Source organism: Christiangramia gaetbulicola, from assembly GCF_003054225.1.
Taxonomy (GTDB): domain Bacteria; phylum Bacteroidota; class Bacteroidia; order Flavobacteriales; family Flavobacteriaceae; genus Christiangramia; species Christiangramia gaetbulicola.
Window position 1 is genome coordinate 294,430 of sequence record NZ_QBKQ01000003.1, and the last position, 14,478, is coordinate 308,907.

14 protein-coding genes and 1 other RNA gene are annotated in these 14,478 nt (G+C 38.3%); 3 read left to right on the forward strand and 12 right to left on the reverse strand.

Annotated features, from left to right (window positions below; genetic code table 11):
• Window positions 1–217: 217 nt before the first annotated feature.
• A complete protein-coding gene (locus tag C8P64_RS12825; RefSeq protein WP_108172483.1) occupies window positions 218–1,327 on the forward strand; it encodes a leishmanolysin-related zinc metalloendopeptidase in 1,110 nt (369 codons plus the stop codon).
• 205 nt (window positions 1,328–1,532) lie between these two features.
• On the opposite strand, the gene C8P64_RS12830 is transcribed toward C8P64_RS12825, so the two are convergent.
• The 5 genes from C8P64_RS12830 to ssrA form a co-directional block, all read right to left on the reverse strand.
• Entirely contained in the window at window positions 1,533–2,696 is a 1,164-nt protein-coding gene (locus C8P64_RS12830) for a hypothetical protein (protein WP_146167223.1), read from the reverse strand.
• A 470-nt stretch (window positions 2,697–3,166) separates the two neighbouring features.
• Window positions 3,167–3,586, reverse strand: a complete 420-nt coding sequence (locus C8P64_RS12835) for a CBS domain-containing protein (protein WP_108172485.1) — start codon at window positions 3,584–3,586, stop codon at window positions 3,167–3,169.
• Window positions 3,587–3,794: 208 nt separating this feature from the next.
• On the reverse strand, window positions 3,795–4,832 hold the full coding sequence (locus tag C8P64_RS12840; protein ID WP_108172486.1) for an acetamidase/formamidase family protein: 1,038 nt from the start codon (window positions 4,830–4,832) through the stop codon (window positions 3,795–3,797).
• A 41-nt stretch (window positions 4,833–4,873) separates the two neighbouring features.
• On the reverse strand, window positions 4,874–5,947 hold the full coding sequence (locus C8P64_RS12845) for a hypothetical protein (RefSeq protein WP_108172487.1): 1,074 nt from the start codon (window positions 5,945–5,947) through the stop codon (window positions 4,874–4,876).
• Between the two features lie 456 nt (window positions 5,948–6,403).
• Window positions 6,404–6,803: a transfer-messenger RNA gene (gene ssrA, locus C8P64_RS12850) on the reverse strand.
• A gap of 323 nt (window positions 6,804–7,126) precedes the next feature.
• On the opposite strand from ssrA, the gene C8P64_RS12855 reads away from it, so the two are divergent.
• On the forward strand, window positions 7,127–8,335 hold the full coding sequence (locus C8P64_RS12855; protein WP_108172488.1) for an NAD(P)-dependent oxidoreductase: 1,209 nt from the start codon (window positions 7,127–7,129) through the stop codon (window positions 8,333–8,335).
• On the opposite strand, the gene C8P64_RS12860 is transcribed toward C8P64_RS12855, so the two are convergent.
• From C8P64_RS12860 to C8P64_RS12885, 6 genes are all read right to left on the reverse strand, one after another.
• On the reverse strand, window positions 8,314–8,709 hold the full coding sequence (locus C8P64_RS12860; protein ID WP_108172489.1) for a ribosomal maturation YjgA family protein: 396 nt from the start codon (window positions 8,707–8,709) through the stop codon (window positions 8,314–8,316). The genes C8P64_RS12855 and C8P64_RS12860 overlap by 22 nt on opposite strands.
• Before the next feature lie 60 nt (window positions 8,710–8,769).
• A complete protein-coding gene (locus C8P64_RS12865; RefSeq protein ID WP_146167224.1) occupies window positions 8,770–9,216 on the reverse strand; it encodes a hypothetical protein in 447 nt (148 codons plus the stop codon).
• A gap of 194 nt (window positions 9,217–9,410) precedes the next feature.
• Complete coding sequence (locus tag C8P64_RS12870; protein ID WP_108172491.1) at window positions 9,411–10,175, reverse strand: oxygenase MpaB family protein; 765 nt, start codon at window positions 10,173–10,175, stop codon at window positions 9,411–9,413.
• Between the two features lie 31 nt (window positions 10,176–10,206).
• Window positions 10,207–10,494, reverse strand: a complete 288-nt coding sequence (locus C8P64_RS12875; protein ID WP_108172492.1) for a hypothetical protein — start codon at window positions 10,492–10,494, stop codon at window positions 10,207–10,209.
• Between the two features lie 74 nt (window positions 10,495–10,568).
• Window positions 10,569–10,886 (reverse strand): winged helix-turn-helix domain-containing protein, encoded by a 318-nt coding sequence (locus tag C8P64_RS12880; protein ID WP_108172493.1) that lies wholly within the window; start codon window positions 10,884–10,886, stop codon window positions 10,569–10,571.
• Window positions 10,886–11,527: a hypothetical protein gene (locus tag C8P64_RS12885; RefSeq protein WP_108172494.1), complete on the reverse strand. Its 642-nt coding sequence runs from the start codon at window positions 11,525–11,527 to the stop codon at window positions 10,886–10,888. Before C8P64_RS12885 ends, C8P64_RS12880 begins: the two co-directional genes overlap by 1 nt.
• A gap of 121 nt (window positions 11,528–11,648) precedes the next feature.
• On the opposite strand from C8P64_RS12885, the gene C8P64_RS12890 reads away from it, so the two are divergent.
• Window positions 11,649–12,479 (forward strand): endonuclease/exonuclease/phosphatase family protein, encoded by an 831-nt coding sequence (locus C8P64_RS12890; protein WP_108172495.1) that lies wholly within the window; start codon window positions 11,649–11,651, stop codon window positions 12,477–12,479.
• A 67-nt stretch (window positions 12,480–12,546) separates the two neighbouring features.
• On the opposite strand, the gene C8P64_RS12895 is transcribed toward C8P64_RS12890, so the two are convergent.
• On the reverse strand, window positions 12,547–14,475 hold the full coding sequence (locus C8P64_RS12895; RefSeq protein WP_108172496.1) for a TlpA disulfide reductase family protein: 1,929 nt from the start codon (window positions 14,473–14,475) through the stop codon (window positions 12,547–12,549).
• Between the last annotated feature and the right edge of the window lie 3 nt (window positions 14,476–14,478).

Sequence of the window (14,478 nt, forward strand, 5' to 3'; positions counted from 1 at the left end):
CATTTCCTTCAATTTATTTTCCCTTAGACTTCTTTTTTAGAGAACTCCTTATTTCTTTAACACTAAACAGAAGTTAAACTACGGTTAGCGTTAATATTTTTATTAAATGCGTTAGTTGTTAATTGTAAGCCAATTTTCTTTCGGTTACTTTCGAAATCCCTTAAAAATGGATTTTTAAACTAAAGAGTTAAACTCTTATTAATCAAATTTAAATTGCATGAAAACATTGACAAATTATTTTAAAAATGAGGAAAAAGATAGTGATCGTTCGCTGTCTTTAATCAACCTGAAAGGATTAAAAAAACTAAGTGTTTTAGGAATAGGTGCACTTATGTTAGCTTCCTGTTCTACGGATCCTGAAGGGACTGAAATTCAGGAATCCAGCGTTTTGGCAAAAGACACTTTTGTCCTGAACGATTTTGAAGGTAAATATCAATACCTGGAATCTAAAGGAGATATTAGTTCAATTTCCAAGCGTGCAACCGAGAAAGCAGGCCCAGACCAGGGACGTTTTAATATTTCTCTGAAATTTTTGGTTCCTGTAAGCGATAGGCAAAAGGAGATTTTTGAATCTGCCGCAGCCAGATGGGAGCGTATTATTATTAAAGATGAATCTTCTATTCCTGAAGAGGCGCTTGTGGGACCTCTTCCTTCTGCCTTCTTTGGATTTCCTGCTTTAAATGCTGATGGACCAGTTGATGACGTGGTGATCGAGGTAGTTCTTATTCCTATAGATGGACCTGGAAAAATCCTTGGATCTGCCGGACCTAGATTTGTGCGCACCAGTAACCGTTTGACCATAAGTGGGGTTATGCAATTTGATACTGCCGATCTTCAGTTTTTAGATGGTTTAGGTTTATTCGAAGATGTTATTGTCCATGAAATGGGGCATGTTTTAGGTGTGGGTACCTTATGGAATTCTGGCACTAAAAGGTTGCGTCAGGGGCCAGCAAGTAACCCTTATTTCGCTGGAGAAATGGCTAATGTATTCTGGAATGCCGAAGGCGGTGAGTTTGAACTTCCAGTTGAAAATATTGGAGGTCCTGGAACTGCAGGAGGACATTGGAGAGAATCTGTACTGCGTAATGAATTAATGACCGGATTTCTTAATCTAGGTGAAAATCCTCTGAGCCGTATCACTGCAGGTTCTATGAAAGATCTTGGTTACGGAGCTGCGACTGTAGGTGAGCAGTATGAATTGGCAAAAGGAACTCCTGGAGTTGATATAAGTGAGCTTGATGCCATGAATGTTGATGGCAGCCAGGGTATTAATATTTCTGAAAGTGAAGTTCTTCTACAGCCAGTAGGTGAGTTTAAAGATAAATAGATAACTAACTTTTACTTTAACTGAATTTTTGAAATTATTTAGCCTGATCTTTTTTAAAAAAGATCAGGCTTTTTTTATTCCAGGACTGGAGTTGCCTTTAGTTTAATTTTGGTATTAACTCGTAATAATTCCAGATTAGAAAGAAAGTTCCCGAAACCGCAAGCGGGAAAAAGGATTAAGATTATTTGAAACACGGAAGTCAGTATCAAATCCTTTTATAGAGGAGCAATCCAATAAATATTAAAACAAATAATATTGAGATCAGGATCAAGGTCCTCCAGAAAAGTTTATCGATGATATCCTCTGTCCTGTTGAAGGTAGCGTCAATACTTTGATTCGTTAAAGCATTGAGATCCTTAAAACTGGCTTCCCGCTGAGTGTTTATTTGTTCAGATAGTTCAGCCAAAATGATTGCCCTTTCTTTTTTGAACTCCTCCAGAATGATTTCCCGTTCCTGACGAAGAGCCTGGATTATTGCTATTCGCTCACCACTTATGTCCTTAAAGGCCGCCACTCGTTGGTTATCGATCAAATCTGAGCTCGATTCCAGTACTAATACCGTTCTTTTTAATAAGTTAGAAATAGAGTCAAAGCGATTGTTTAATTCAGCATTTGTCAATGCGTTATCGATAAGGAATTCAGACTCCCAGCGAACTTGTTTTGGTAGGACTTCCATATATGAACCTAGTTGAGCACGCATTTGATCAAGGCTTTGGGACATGTCTTCAGCCAGTCTTTTAAAAGTAACTTTCTCCGCATTCTGGATTTTGGTCATCAGTGGGATCGTTGACTGCCGCACGAAATATGAGCTGGTAAGAGGATGTTGTTCGGCGAAATTAGTTACGATCCTGGTTCCTTCGGAAATATCATTATCAGGTACCAAACTCCGGCCAATATCCAGCAGATCTTCCCAGAGCGAATCCACAGTCCCTATGGCAATATCCTGTTGCTGCCCGAATAGATCTCTACCCGCGCCTTTTTCAAAGTAGAGTTTCATCTGGTAGGTAAAAACGGCCATATCAATGTATCCGAGAAACGGATCTGAATTGTAGATCGCGGTATTGGCAACGGGGATGGAATTCATTTTCCAGATCAGGGCTTCCTTATCCACGGCTGGATCTGGTGAAGCTTTCATGATACTGTCGGCCGACTCGGTTATGCTCCGCTCGAACCTATAGAAGAAATCGTTCATGGTTGAGCTCAACTCCTGTTGTGAGATTTCAATTTCCCCTCCGCCCGGACCAACAGATTTCTTGTTTTTTTGAGCGGTGCAGCCCTGAATTCCAAATACCAGAATTAGAAATAACGAGAAAATGAAATGCTTTCTATGGAAGAAATTAAAACTGCTAGTTGAATGAGGAAGTAACATGATGTCGCCATTTATTGATTTATATCCTATAGTCAGGCCCAAACTGACCTTGTTCGGAATTGTCTAAATTCTTTTTTTCAGCCCATCGGGTATTGAATTGCTTTTAACCCATCTTTTATTTAACCCGCTTTCCGTAAATAGCTTTATTGACAATCAACTTTCTAGGTAAGAGGTTATTCTTCCTGTTTCTCTCTTCAATTTTATTTCAATAAGCTTACAATAAAAATTTTTAGTTCACTGAATTTCAGTATTTAAAAGATATAAAATAAATAGGAATTAAGTAAAAAAATAAAAATCCCTCCAGTCACAAATCTTCCCATAGGGAATAAGTATTTGCAGTATATTATAATAGATAGATCGCTATAAGGTCAGCGCTAAGGAGTAAATAATCATAAAATGAGCTCACTTTCGCTCAATAATGAGCTTCCGCTAGAACGGTATTCTGAATAAATTAAAAAATCCAGTGGAGGCTAGTACTGGGTCAAAAAATATCTAATTACGTCTGTAGTGGTTACGATACCTATCAGGTTATCATGCGACACTATAGGTAAAGCATGAAATTCATTTTGAGTAAATATAGTAGCGACTTCCCTGATACTGGTTTCAGGCGAAACGCTCACTACTTTTTTTGTCATTACATGTTCTATAGAAAACATATCATAAACGGTAGTCTCAATCTCTTCTTCATCATCTTCAACGGCATCTGCGAAAGAAATTCTAAGCAGATCATTATAACTTAGCATACCTACTATATGCTCTCCTTCCACTACCGGTAAATGTCTTATACGGTGTTTTTTAAAGAGTGCTTCGGCCTGGGATAGTTCATCCTGCAGATGAAGCTTGATGAGGTTTTTCGTCATTATTTCGGAAACAGGAACTTGCTTATCCATAATCTATGTATTTCAGGAATTAATCATTCATTACGAATCATTAATTAATACTTAAAAATACGGCCTATTACCCTAAAAATAGCTGTTGAAGTCACTTTTTTGACTGCAAAGGAATACCCGGAACGGGGAGAAATTGGGAAAGAAAGATGTTGACATCCCAGACAATTAGGAAATTGTATTCAAATCTATAGAACAAGCTTCAATAGATTTAATTTATTCCGAGAACTTCTTTGGGCATATGCATTACTACGAGCATATGAGGTACATCTACGGTTTCTGCAATTTTTAGATCTCCGGCCAGAGAGCATAAAGCATAAGCCTCATTTTCACTCAAATTATGCTCCTGCATTAAATAATCTATCATGTATAAGGTTGCTTTCTTAGCAGCGTCATCTATCGTGGTTGCAAAACCTGTAGTCGCATAGTAATCTTCGGTTTCATATTGAGGTTCTTTCATGGTTTTGTTTTTTATAACCTCTAATTGATAAATAACTCTTAATGGAGCTTCAATGGCTGTCCCACATACCTCACCAAGACCCTGAGCTGCATGCCCATCCCCAACTGAAAATAATGCGCCTTCAACAAATACGGGAAAATAAACGGTAACGCCTTCTGTAAGATTTGGATCGTCCATATTTCCTCCATTTGCTCGTGGAGGAATGGTAGATAGCATCTCATCTGTTGGTGGGGCAACCCCCATAACACCTAAGAACGGTTTTAATGGGATTCTGATATTATCATTGAAACTTACATGAGTCCTGTCTTTACCCAGTTCATAAATTCTTAAATATTCTCCTTTTATGGAATCTGCGACAAAACTAAAACCGGGATAAATAGCATTAAAACCCCATTCACCAAGTTCAATTTTGTGCAAAGTAACTTTTAATATATCTCCGGGAGCGGCATCTTCAACATAAACGGGTCCGGTTAAAGGATGGATAGGTTCAAAATTTAAATTCTTTAGATCTTCTACTGTAGAATTTGGATTTAATTGCTCATCAAAAGCATCCTCTGTAAAGACTTCAATTATAGCACCCGATTTAACCTTTAGAATGGGTTCTATAGCACTGCTAAATTTATTATGAGTTTGATCTTTGGTAAGCGTGAATTGCGGAGTAATTGTATTTTCGTTTTTTTCTATCTCCAATTTATTAGTTGCCTGTTCTTGCTCGGTATTTTCATTTTTACAAGCAACCAGGATCAAAGTGAAAAGACAAAAGGCGGACAGTAAAATACTTTTTTTCATGATTTAGCTTATAAAAAATAATTAATAATAAAATTTCTAATTTAGATAGACGCTTCCAGCCTGGCTACGATATCTTCGGGTAATTTATCTTTGTGGTCTTTCAGGATAATTTTATAAATCTCCTTCCACTCCGCGGCATCAGGATTTTTTAATGCAGTACGGTTATCTTTTAAATATCTCAGCATCGAATTGAGGTTATACTTACGGAATTTCTCACCGTACTCCTCTAAAGCAGATATACTTCTATCAACATCTTTATTTAAGGCTGCGAGCAGTGCATCCTGTAAAAGCCTGCTTGCTTCCTTTTCTTTCTCTTCAGATCCAAAATCGATACTCCCAAACTGCAATTGTATACTACGATCTGCGATGTCCTGCTCGGGAGAAGAAGGGCTTAGATCATCTGAATCTTTTATAACTTCTTTTCCTTGATATTCTTTGATCGCCATAACCTGCGGATATAAACTGGTTTCCTCATCATAAATCTTTGATTTTATCGTCGCAAGTGCCTGCATGGCATTTTGAATCGTAGTTTGGTTGATTTCAGAAGGTAAAGGGATCAAAGAGGTGACTTCCTTTGATTTGATACCAATGACTTCAATTATGAGTGTGCCGCTCAATTTTCCCTGTTTCGCAGCAAGACCAATAGAATAGAGGTCACTTATGTTGATCCCGGCTTCAGCAGTATTGATCAGCGAAATTAAACGTAGCCCAACTCCAACTCGCCGGGATCCAATAAATTTTTGGTCTGAAAATTTCGCCAAAGTGGCATATTTCATATAATCCATGGTGATCTTATAGCTGGTATTCTTTTTTGAAAATGCAATGGGTAGGTATTCCAGCGATCCCTCCTGCTTAAATTCACCTATAGAAACCAGGACAGTTTCATTATTTAAGAACCCCAGAGTTTCTTCCCGGCTTAAAAGCTTTATAGCTTTAGAATCCAAACTGCCGTTTATATTCTTAATCTTGATTTCATCTTCGAATTCTACCGGATCCACCGGTTCATAGCCCCGAAAATTTTCAAAGCTTTTACCCTCCAGGAAAATATCCTCTTTAAACTGAGATGTTTTGCAACCGACGAAAATAAAGAGGAGGAAGAATGACCAGTATTTCATAAGTAAGGAATTTTAAATCAATGAAAAATTCATATTCCTTCATAATCATTCTATCAAATCCAGGGAATATTTATTGTAATATCGTAAAAAATTGAATATCAGTGGTTTTTGATGGGTTTTAAATGAATTGAAGTGACCAGAAGAGTAGTCACTATTGGATGTAAAAGCGGCTAGTAATTTTATTTTCTGAGAAATTTTAAGGACTGGTTTAGAGAGCTTATTTTCCAATTAGCCTGTTAATTCAATTAATAAAAAAACCCCGTAAACACAAGGTTTACGGGGTTTTGTAATGGAGTCGGAGGGGTTGACTGCGTCTTCCCCTAAAGAATCCCATACTGCAAATGTCAGCTAAGCTTAACCATCCCTGCGGGCTGGGCGTCTTAAAACAAAAAAAATCCTGCTCGAATAAATTCGGCAGGATTTTCTAGATTTCATTCGCAGTCCAGCTGCGTTTAATTGTGGAGTCGGAGGGGTTCGAACCCTCGTCCAAACAAGCAATTCAGATGCTTTCTACACGTTTAGTTTTCACTTGATTGTCGATGCAAAGCCGGCCGAAAACCACCAACTTTACACGTATCCTCACTCGAGTTTCGCAACCGCATCAAGGCCCTACGGTCACTATATTTACTTTATCGGTGCCTCTGGTGTGGACGCCGTAAATCAAGGCTTCCACGAGACATCTTGGCTCCCTGCCTTGCAGGGACTAAGTATAACCTACTGTGATTCGGTTACGCAGCCAAGGCGTAGTTATTCTCGCCGTTTAAAAAAGTGTGAAATATGAGATTTAAGAGCTATATCCCAGCGCTCTACGTGCTTACAACTCAATTAGACTCGCTGTCAAAACCAAGTCGACCCCATAAAATAATGAACATCTCGAAGTAGGAATTCCGAAGTTAGAATTACAAATTTTTTATCATTCGTACTTCGTTTTTCTTACTTCTAATTTCAATGATGGCGTTGCCACTACACTCTCGCTTCCTGGCCGGACTATTCGCTGCAATCTATTTATTTTATCAGCTCGAGCGGAGTCGAGAGCCAAAATAAAAAGGATTTTCGCAGCTATCCCTAACGCAAAATTTTCAAAGAAATCCGATCGTAGTTTACGATCGGGCCAGCAAAGATACTCATTTAAATTTATATCTTTGAGACACTACAATAAGAAGCAAAACCCATACCAGAATGATAAAATTCGCCCTGATCAAAGAACGAAAAACTCCGCCAGATAGAAGAGTGATTTTTTCACCGCAAATGCTAAAAAAAGTAGTTTCCCAATTTCCGGAAGCTTCTTTTAAAGTGGAAAGTTCTGATATCAGGATATTTAGCGATGAGGAATATCGTGAGGCAGGTTTTGAAGTTTCTGAAGATATAAGCGATTGCGACGTACTGCTTGGAGTAAAAGAGGTGCCCATCCCGAACTTGATACCTGACAAAAAGTACTTTTTCTTTTCACATACCATCAAAAAGCAGCCATATAATCGTGATCTGCTTCGTGAAATTCTGTCAAGAAACATTGAACTATACGATCACGAGGTGATCACCAACAAGAACAAGGCACGTTTAATTGGGTTTGGACGCTATGCCGGCCTGGTAGGTGCTTATAATGGAATTAGATCGATAGGGATTAGAGAAAACAGTTTTGAACTTCCTAAGGCCGAGACCTTGCCAGATTTAAAATCAATGCTGGCAGAATTGGATAAGATCAAATTGCCTGCTTATAAATTTGTATTAACTGGTAGCGGTAAGGTTGCGCATGGTGCCAAAGAGATCCTGGAGCATCTGAACATAAAACAGGTGGAACCGGAAACCTATTTGGTGAATGAATTCAATGAACCGGTTTTTTGTCATATAGACGTGCTGGATTATTCTAAACGTAAAGATGGCGCCCAGGGAAGCCGCAAGGAATTCTATAGGGTGCCAGAGAATTATGATTCAGATTTCATGAAATTTGCGAAGACCAGCGATGTATTTATTGCCGGTCATTTTTATGGGCAGGGCGCTCCGGTGTTCTATTCCAAAGAGGATATTGAGCATAAAGATTTCCGCATTAAATATGTGGCAGATATTTCCTGTGATATAGCAGGTCCTGTTGCCAGCACAATTCGACCTTCTACCATTGCTGAACCTTTTTATGGCTATGATCCCGAGACTGGTGCCGAAACCGATTTCCGTGATCCCAAAGCGATCACTATCATGGCGGTAGATAATTTACCCTGTGAATTACCCAAAGATGCCAGTGAAGGATTTGGAGAGATGTTCCTTAAGAATGTGATACCGACTTTTTTCAATAATGATAAAGATGGTATCCTGGGAAGAGCAAGAATGACCGAAAACGGAAAGCTGACTCCTTTATATTCTTATTTGCAGGATTACGTAGACGGTACCGCGTAAATATTTCTGGTGTATTCCAATAGCAGGCAGGTGAAAACTCCAAGGCTGTAAGCCAGCAGGTCCCGAACCGAAAAACTGCTGCCAAGAATGATCATCACTATTTTAGGTGGCTGATACTGCAGCACTTTTACAATGTTGATAAGCTGGAAAAACTCGACCGCGAAAGAAAATAAGAGTACCGTGATTAAACCTTTGATAACAGAGATTCTGCTAACGTCCATCAGGAAACAATAAATCAGGATCACCACCAGGAAATCTCCCAGGTTTGGCCTAATAAAATCATCCTTTATATAGCTTGCTATAAAGATCTCGATGACCAGGAGGATGGTAAACCCGAACCAATAGTAAATTCTTTTATTCCTTTTCAAATTCATCTTTTCTCCATAAAATCGGTACGATATTTTTTAAGTTTAGAGAAAATAAGCCGACTGTTTTCAGTCTATTAATTCTTCAATTTCAATCTTTCTTGCGCGGTCTTCCTCAAATTTTATTATCAAAGTATAAAATTTCCATCCCATGGCGTGTCCTTCATTTCCCAGATTAAACTGCCAGGTAGTTATAGTATCCTGATCACTTTTCTGGCTGGAATTTGGTGAACCCAGCATTTCAATAATTTCAGCTTTGCTCTTTCCAATTAAAATATCATTTTCGACCAGGTCTGTGCTCATTTCATGACGATTCTGAATTTCTTCATTCCAGCTTTCCTTATTGAAATCCCGTTCTGGGTGATATTCATAGAAAATAAGGCTGAAGAATGCGATCAATATTCCCTGGTAAATTAGTGGACTCAAAATAATGCTACATAAAGCAGCAAACGGGACTTTTGGAATTCTGTTCTTCCAGATCTTTCCAAAAAGCCCATAGAAAAAAAATCCAAGCAATACGCTTATTAATAGGATGTAAGGCCAACCTGTAAAAAAATCAATAAGATTGTTTTGAAAATAATTTGTCATAAAAGTTAAATAAGAATAGGCATAAAATTATACTGAGAAAGCATTGCTCTGTTTGTGATAGCTTTGATTCTGTCCTGATACATCAGCATGATATATTTTAATATTTGTTTTCAGTGATTTAATTAAGTCGGATTAAAGTCCATCGCCCTTATTTCTTTTTTATATTCCTGGGGAAGGATAAGCTCCTTTAGCAACCAGTCCAGGTTGATACTTCGGCTAATTTTATAGCCCAGGATCAAAGGGCTTAGAAGAGAGATACTCCGCAACATTAATAGTCGCCTTACTTTTTTTGGGGTAATAAGGATCTGTGTTTCTAAAAGCAGTCTATACCGAACCCAGCCCAGATGTTTTGAATATTGCCTGTAAAGATCTTTGGTGTACTCGCCATAATCAAGATGTTGCTCCAAATGATTCTTCCGCATTCTTTCATAGGCTGCAAAAGTTTCCGGAAGGTCTTTAAGATGCATGGCTTTCCCAACTCTGAAAAAGACATCAAAAACTTCTGCTTTTTCGGAAAGGTCTAGTTTTCTTTCCAGGATCTCATAAGACCTAATGGAATAATCTATAAGCATAAAAAGTACATCCCGGTATGCCCAGTCTGGAATACTGCTACCACGTTTTGACTCTACCGAAGCGTGGATCTTATTCATGCCATCAATGGCAGAAAGGGCAGACTGCTTTTCTGAGTAAACTATTTTCCTGGCATAGCCAACGGTAGAAAATAATCTGCCTAGCGGGTCTTTAGGTAAACGTCCCGTATAATAAAGCCAGTCAACAGCTTTGTTTAGGGCAAATTCGGCAGAGGCACCAGCGAAAATGAAAAGGATCGTATCGCTTTTCCCCCATATCTCCCTGACTATCGAATCTTTTTTTACAAAATAATCCATATTCTAATTTTTAAGATTTGATCTCGAACATCTAACTACCGGCAAATGGAGTACCAAAGATGCCTACAGCTAGTTCTGCCCAGATAAGGAATAGCCCGAACAGAATTAAAGCGCAGGCGATTATTCTGCTTTTCATAGTACGTAATCTGCTTAAGGCAAATTCTATGGCCAGGCCAGTACTAAAAAGCAGTATTCCCATGATGATAAAATCCCGGATATCCCAGTCTACACCTTCAGCTCCAAGTTGCATGGCAAAAAATGGGATCGAAAGGATTGTGGCGGCGATTGCTAAAATGATAATTAAGCGTGTACTTTTCATATTATGTGGTTTTAGTTAATTTAAGTACTTTGAAATTCAAAGTGAATAGGTAAAAAAATATAGTTTGGTTTCTTTTATTCTTTTTTGCCGAGGTCATTGCTGTTATGTAGCAATTTTTCTAGGGCATCCAGATGTTCCTGGAATGCCTTTCGGCCCGTGCCGGTAGCAATATACCTGGTGTTTGGTTTCCGGTCTATGAATGATTTTTCAACTTTAATATATTTCTGTTTTTCTAAAGCTTTGGTGTGACTGGCAATATTACCGTCTGTAGCACCCAGAAGTTCTTTCAGGGTTTTAAAATCGGCGTGATCGTTCACCATAAGTACACTCATGATCCCCAATCTGATCCTATGATCAAAAGCTTTATTTATATTACTTATTATGTTCTTCATTAAGCGCTTTTTCTGTCATATTTATTATGCATCCAGATGCCGTAAATAATATGAAAGAGTCCGAAACCGATCGCCCAGAAATACAATCCATAACCAATAAACTGGGTAGCCACAAGGCCCAAAATCAAATTGGCATATCCAAGACCCTTAAGGTCTGCAAAGGTATACTTACTGGCATGAATTAAGGCCAATCCATAGAAAATAAGCATACTGGGGGCAATAAGGCCAATCAGATTATATTGTAGCAGAACCACGCAGAAAAGGCCTCCTGCAATTAGGGGTGCAAAAAAGTTCACTACCAGTCTTTTGCTCGTACTATCCCAGATCTTCTGTTCATTTTTTCTTGCTTTCCGGGTAGTTAGGAAAATAGCCGTACCAATCGCCAGCACAAGCACTGCCAGGGCAATAGTAACTAATTGTAAGGTGACGTCTGTATTTGCAATTCCGCTTGAGACAGATTCATAGGATTCATTGTAATATGAAGTATTGCTGTTTAGAACCATTTTCGCCATTACGGCACCAAGAATAGCATAACATCCGGCAAACACTCCTGAAAGTCCGCTTAAAGAAATAAAACGGGAGGAGCGATTCATCATATTTTTGATCTCGCTAAGATCCTTAAGATACTTTTCGTTTTCCATATTAAAGTACTTTGAAATACAAAGTAAAATAAAAAAGTCTAATTTAAGCTTATAAATTTTTAAAATTTTGATTTGACTCTATCTTTATATGGAATTTCAAAACTTATAAAAAATTCAATTTATGAGAATACTTTCACTCTTATTCTGTGTTTTCCTTTTTCAAATTAGCGTAACTGCGCAGGAGATCGAGGTAATGACCTATAACATAAAATACGCCAATGAAAATGATGGTGAGAACAGCTGGTCTAAGCGCAAGGACTGGATCACTAACCAGATACATTTTTATGAACCCGATGTTCTGGGAGTGCAGGAAGCCCTGAAATCTCAATTGGATCATTTTACCGATCATATTACTAGCTATAAAATGCTCGGAGTAGGCAGGGATGGAGAAGATAAAGGTGAATACAGTGCTATTTTATATAAGCAGGAAAAATTTGAGGTACTGGAATCTAATACGTTCTGGCTTTCGGAAACACCCGATAAAATAAGCATAGGCTGGGATGCCGCACTTAACAGGATCTGTACCTATGCTTTATTTGAAGATAAAGCTTCCGGAAAAAAGTTCTGGATCTTTAATACTCATTTTGACCATATGGGGGAGAAAGCGAGATTAGAAAGTTCAAGGCTTATCGTTCAGAAAATTAAAGCGATGAACCAGGAAGATCTTCCCGTTTTCCTTATGGGAGACTTCAATCTTGAACCCGATACAGAAGGAGTAGGGAGCATCCTTAGCTATCTCGATGATGCTAAACAAGAAGCCGAATATACATTTGGTCCCGCCGGAACTTTCAATGGTTATAATTTTTCTGAACCGGTGACCCGACGAATCGATTGTATTTTTATCAATGATAAAGTTGAAGTAGAAAAGTACGCCGTAATTAGTGATTCAAAGGATCTTAAATATCCTTCAGATCATTTGCCTGTTCTGGTAAAGGCGAAACTTATAGAATGATCTCAAATTGGAATAATTAAAAAAGCCCCGGCAAGTTGCCGGGGCTTTTTTATTTATTTTCTATGATTTAAGCTTGCGGAGATTTACTTTCCTGAGTCAGCTCAATCATCAAACTGATCTCTTTCAGCATTTTTTCATTATTCCCGCTATAGCCTACTTTCTTAAAATTCACTTTACCTTCAGGCCCAACAATGATCTTGGTTGGAATACCATTTATACCGAAGTTAGAAGTAGTCGTGAATTCACGACTTCCTTCAGCAACTGGTTCGTCCATAAGTACGTGGAAAGAATAATTGTTCTCCTCAATGAATTCTGAAACATCCCTTTTTCTGCTATCGCCATTTTCCCAGGTATTTACAAATAGAAATTCTACATTTTCATTATCTGAATATTCTTCCACCGCTTTTTGCATTCCCGGAAATGATTGTTTGCAAGGTCCGCACCAGGTTGCCCAGAAATCAAGGATAACGGTTTTACCTCTCAGGTCACTTAATTTCACCGTATTTCCTTCAAGATCTGTAAGTTCAAAATCCTCTGTCTTTTCACTCAGCATGTTCTTCTTTAAATCTTCCCTGGCTTTGGTTGTCGCTTTTTCTTCAAGCCTTGCCAGATAAGTTTCAAATTCTTCTGAATTATCATTTTCGGCATAAGCTGTTTTTAAATAATCGGTCATTTCAGCATTTGCCCGGTTATCTGCAATAAATTCTTCTGCTTTTTCCTGGGCCTTCTCAAATTTTTCAGCTTCTATAAGATACTGTACATATCTTGTGGTCATATCGGCGCCAGATTCTTCTGAAAGAGCTTCTTCCTGGGTTTCTATAGCACCTTCAAGATCACCTTGTTTGAACTGGATCAAAGCATAAGTATCTGAATACATGGAATGACTCCATTTCATTGCTCGGTCATATTGCTTGTTAGAATAAAATTCCGGTTTTGCTGAATAGTCGCCTGTCGCAGAAGAAATGATATTAATAGATTCTTTAGAGATCTCTGCTGCTGTATCGAGGTTCTCGCCATCTTCTGCAAGCTTCCAGGCCGTTGAGTTATAAAGCCTTGCTTTTTCCCTGGGCTCATTAATTTGAGAAGCATATTTTTCAAAAGCTTCCCAGTTTTCTTCTTCAGCAAATTTTGAAGCGATGAGGCGCAGCATTACGTCTTTTTCATAAACTGATTTAGCCCCATATACTTTTTCAAAATCTTCTAAAACTTTTACCTGCTCGTCAGAAGATTTCGCCTCAAATACCTTGATAAGCCAATCACGACGGGCAATTTCACTTTTTGGATACTTTTCTGCCACAAGTTTTGTAATAGAATCATTCTTGGCCTTATTTTTCTTGAGAGAATATAATCCGGAGAGCGCCTCATAATTTTCATAGTTCAGCGAATCCTTGGAATTATAATAATCGATCCTCTTCTGAATATACTTATCTGCCTTCTTCTGGTCTGCGGCCAAAAGAGCATTAGAATAATCCACATCAAAACTTTCCTCGATCTCTGGATCTTCACTAATAGCGTTTTCAAGGATTGCTGCAATCGAGTCGTTTTCAAGCTTTATATCAAAAGTATTCGCTGCACGTGTAAAATATACGCCTTTGGTAGCCTGAGATCGCTTTAGTTCTTCACCATTTTCATCATATAATGATAATACATAGCCATTTTTATTATTACTGTCGTATTTGTCGCCAAATTTGAAATTAAAGGCCATGGCATGTACCGTATCCGGGATGCTGATTTTTCCAAAAAGTGCATTTGCAGAATCTTTCAGTTGTATATCGGTAGGATAATACTTTTTTCCAACCAGGTAGTTAACGGTTGCCTCAGGCGCTTCAGATTCCTGATTATCGTATTTGATCAAAAGATCTTCTCCCGGTTGTGGTTTCGAATTTGAAACATAGAGATTGCCCATTTCTATGCCTGTATCTTTCGTTTTATCCTCCTCACAGGAAGACAATGAAACAAATATGGCCATAGCCAGTAATTGGGTTAAATTTTTCATTTT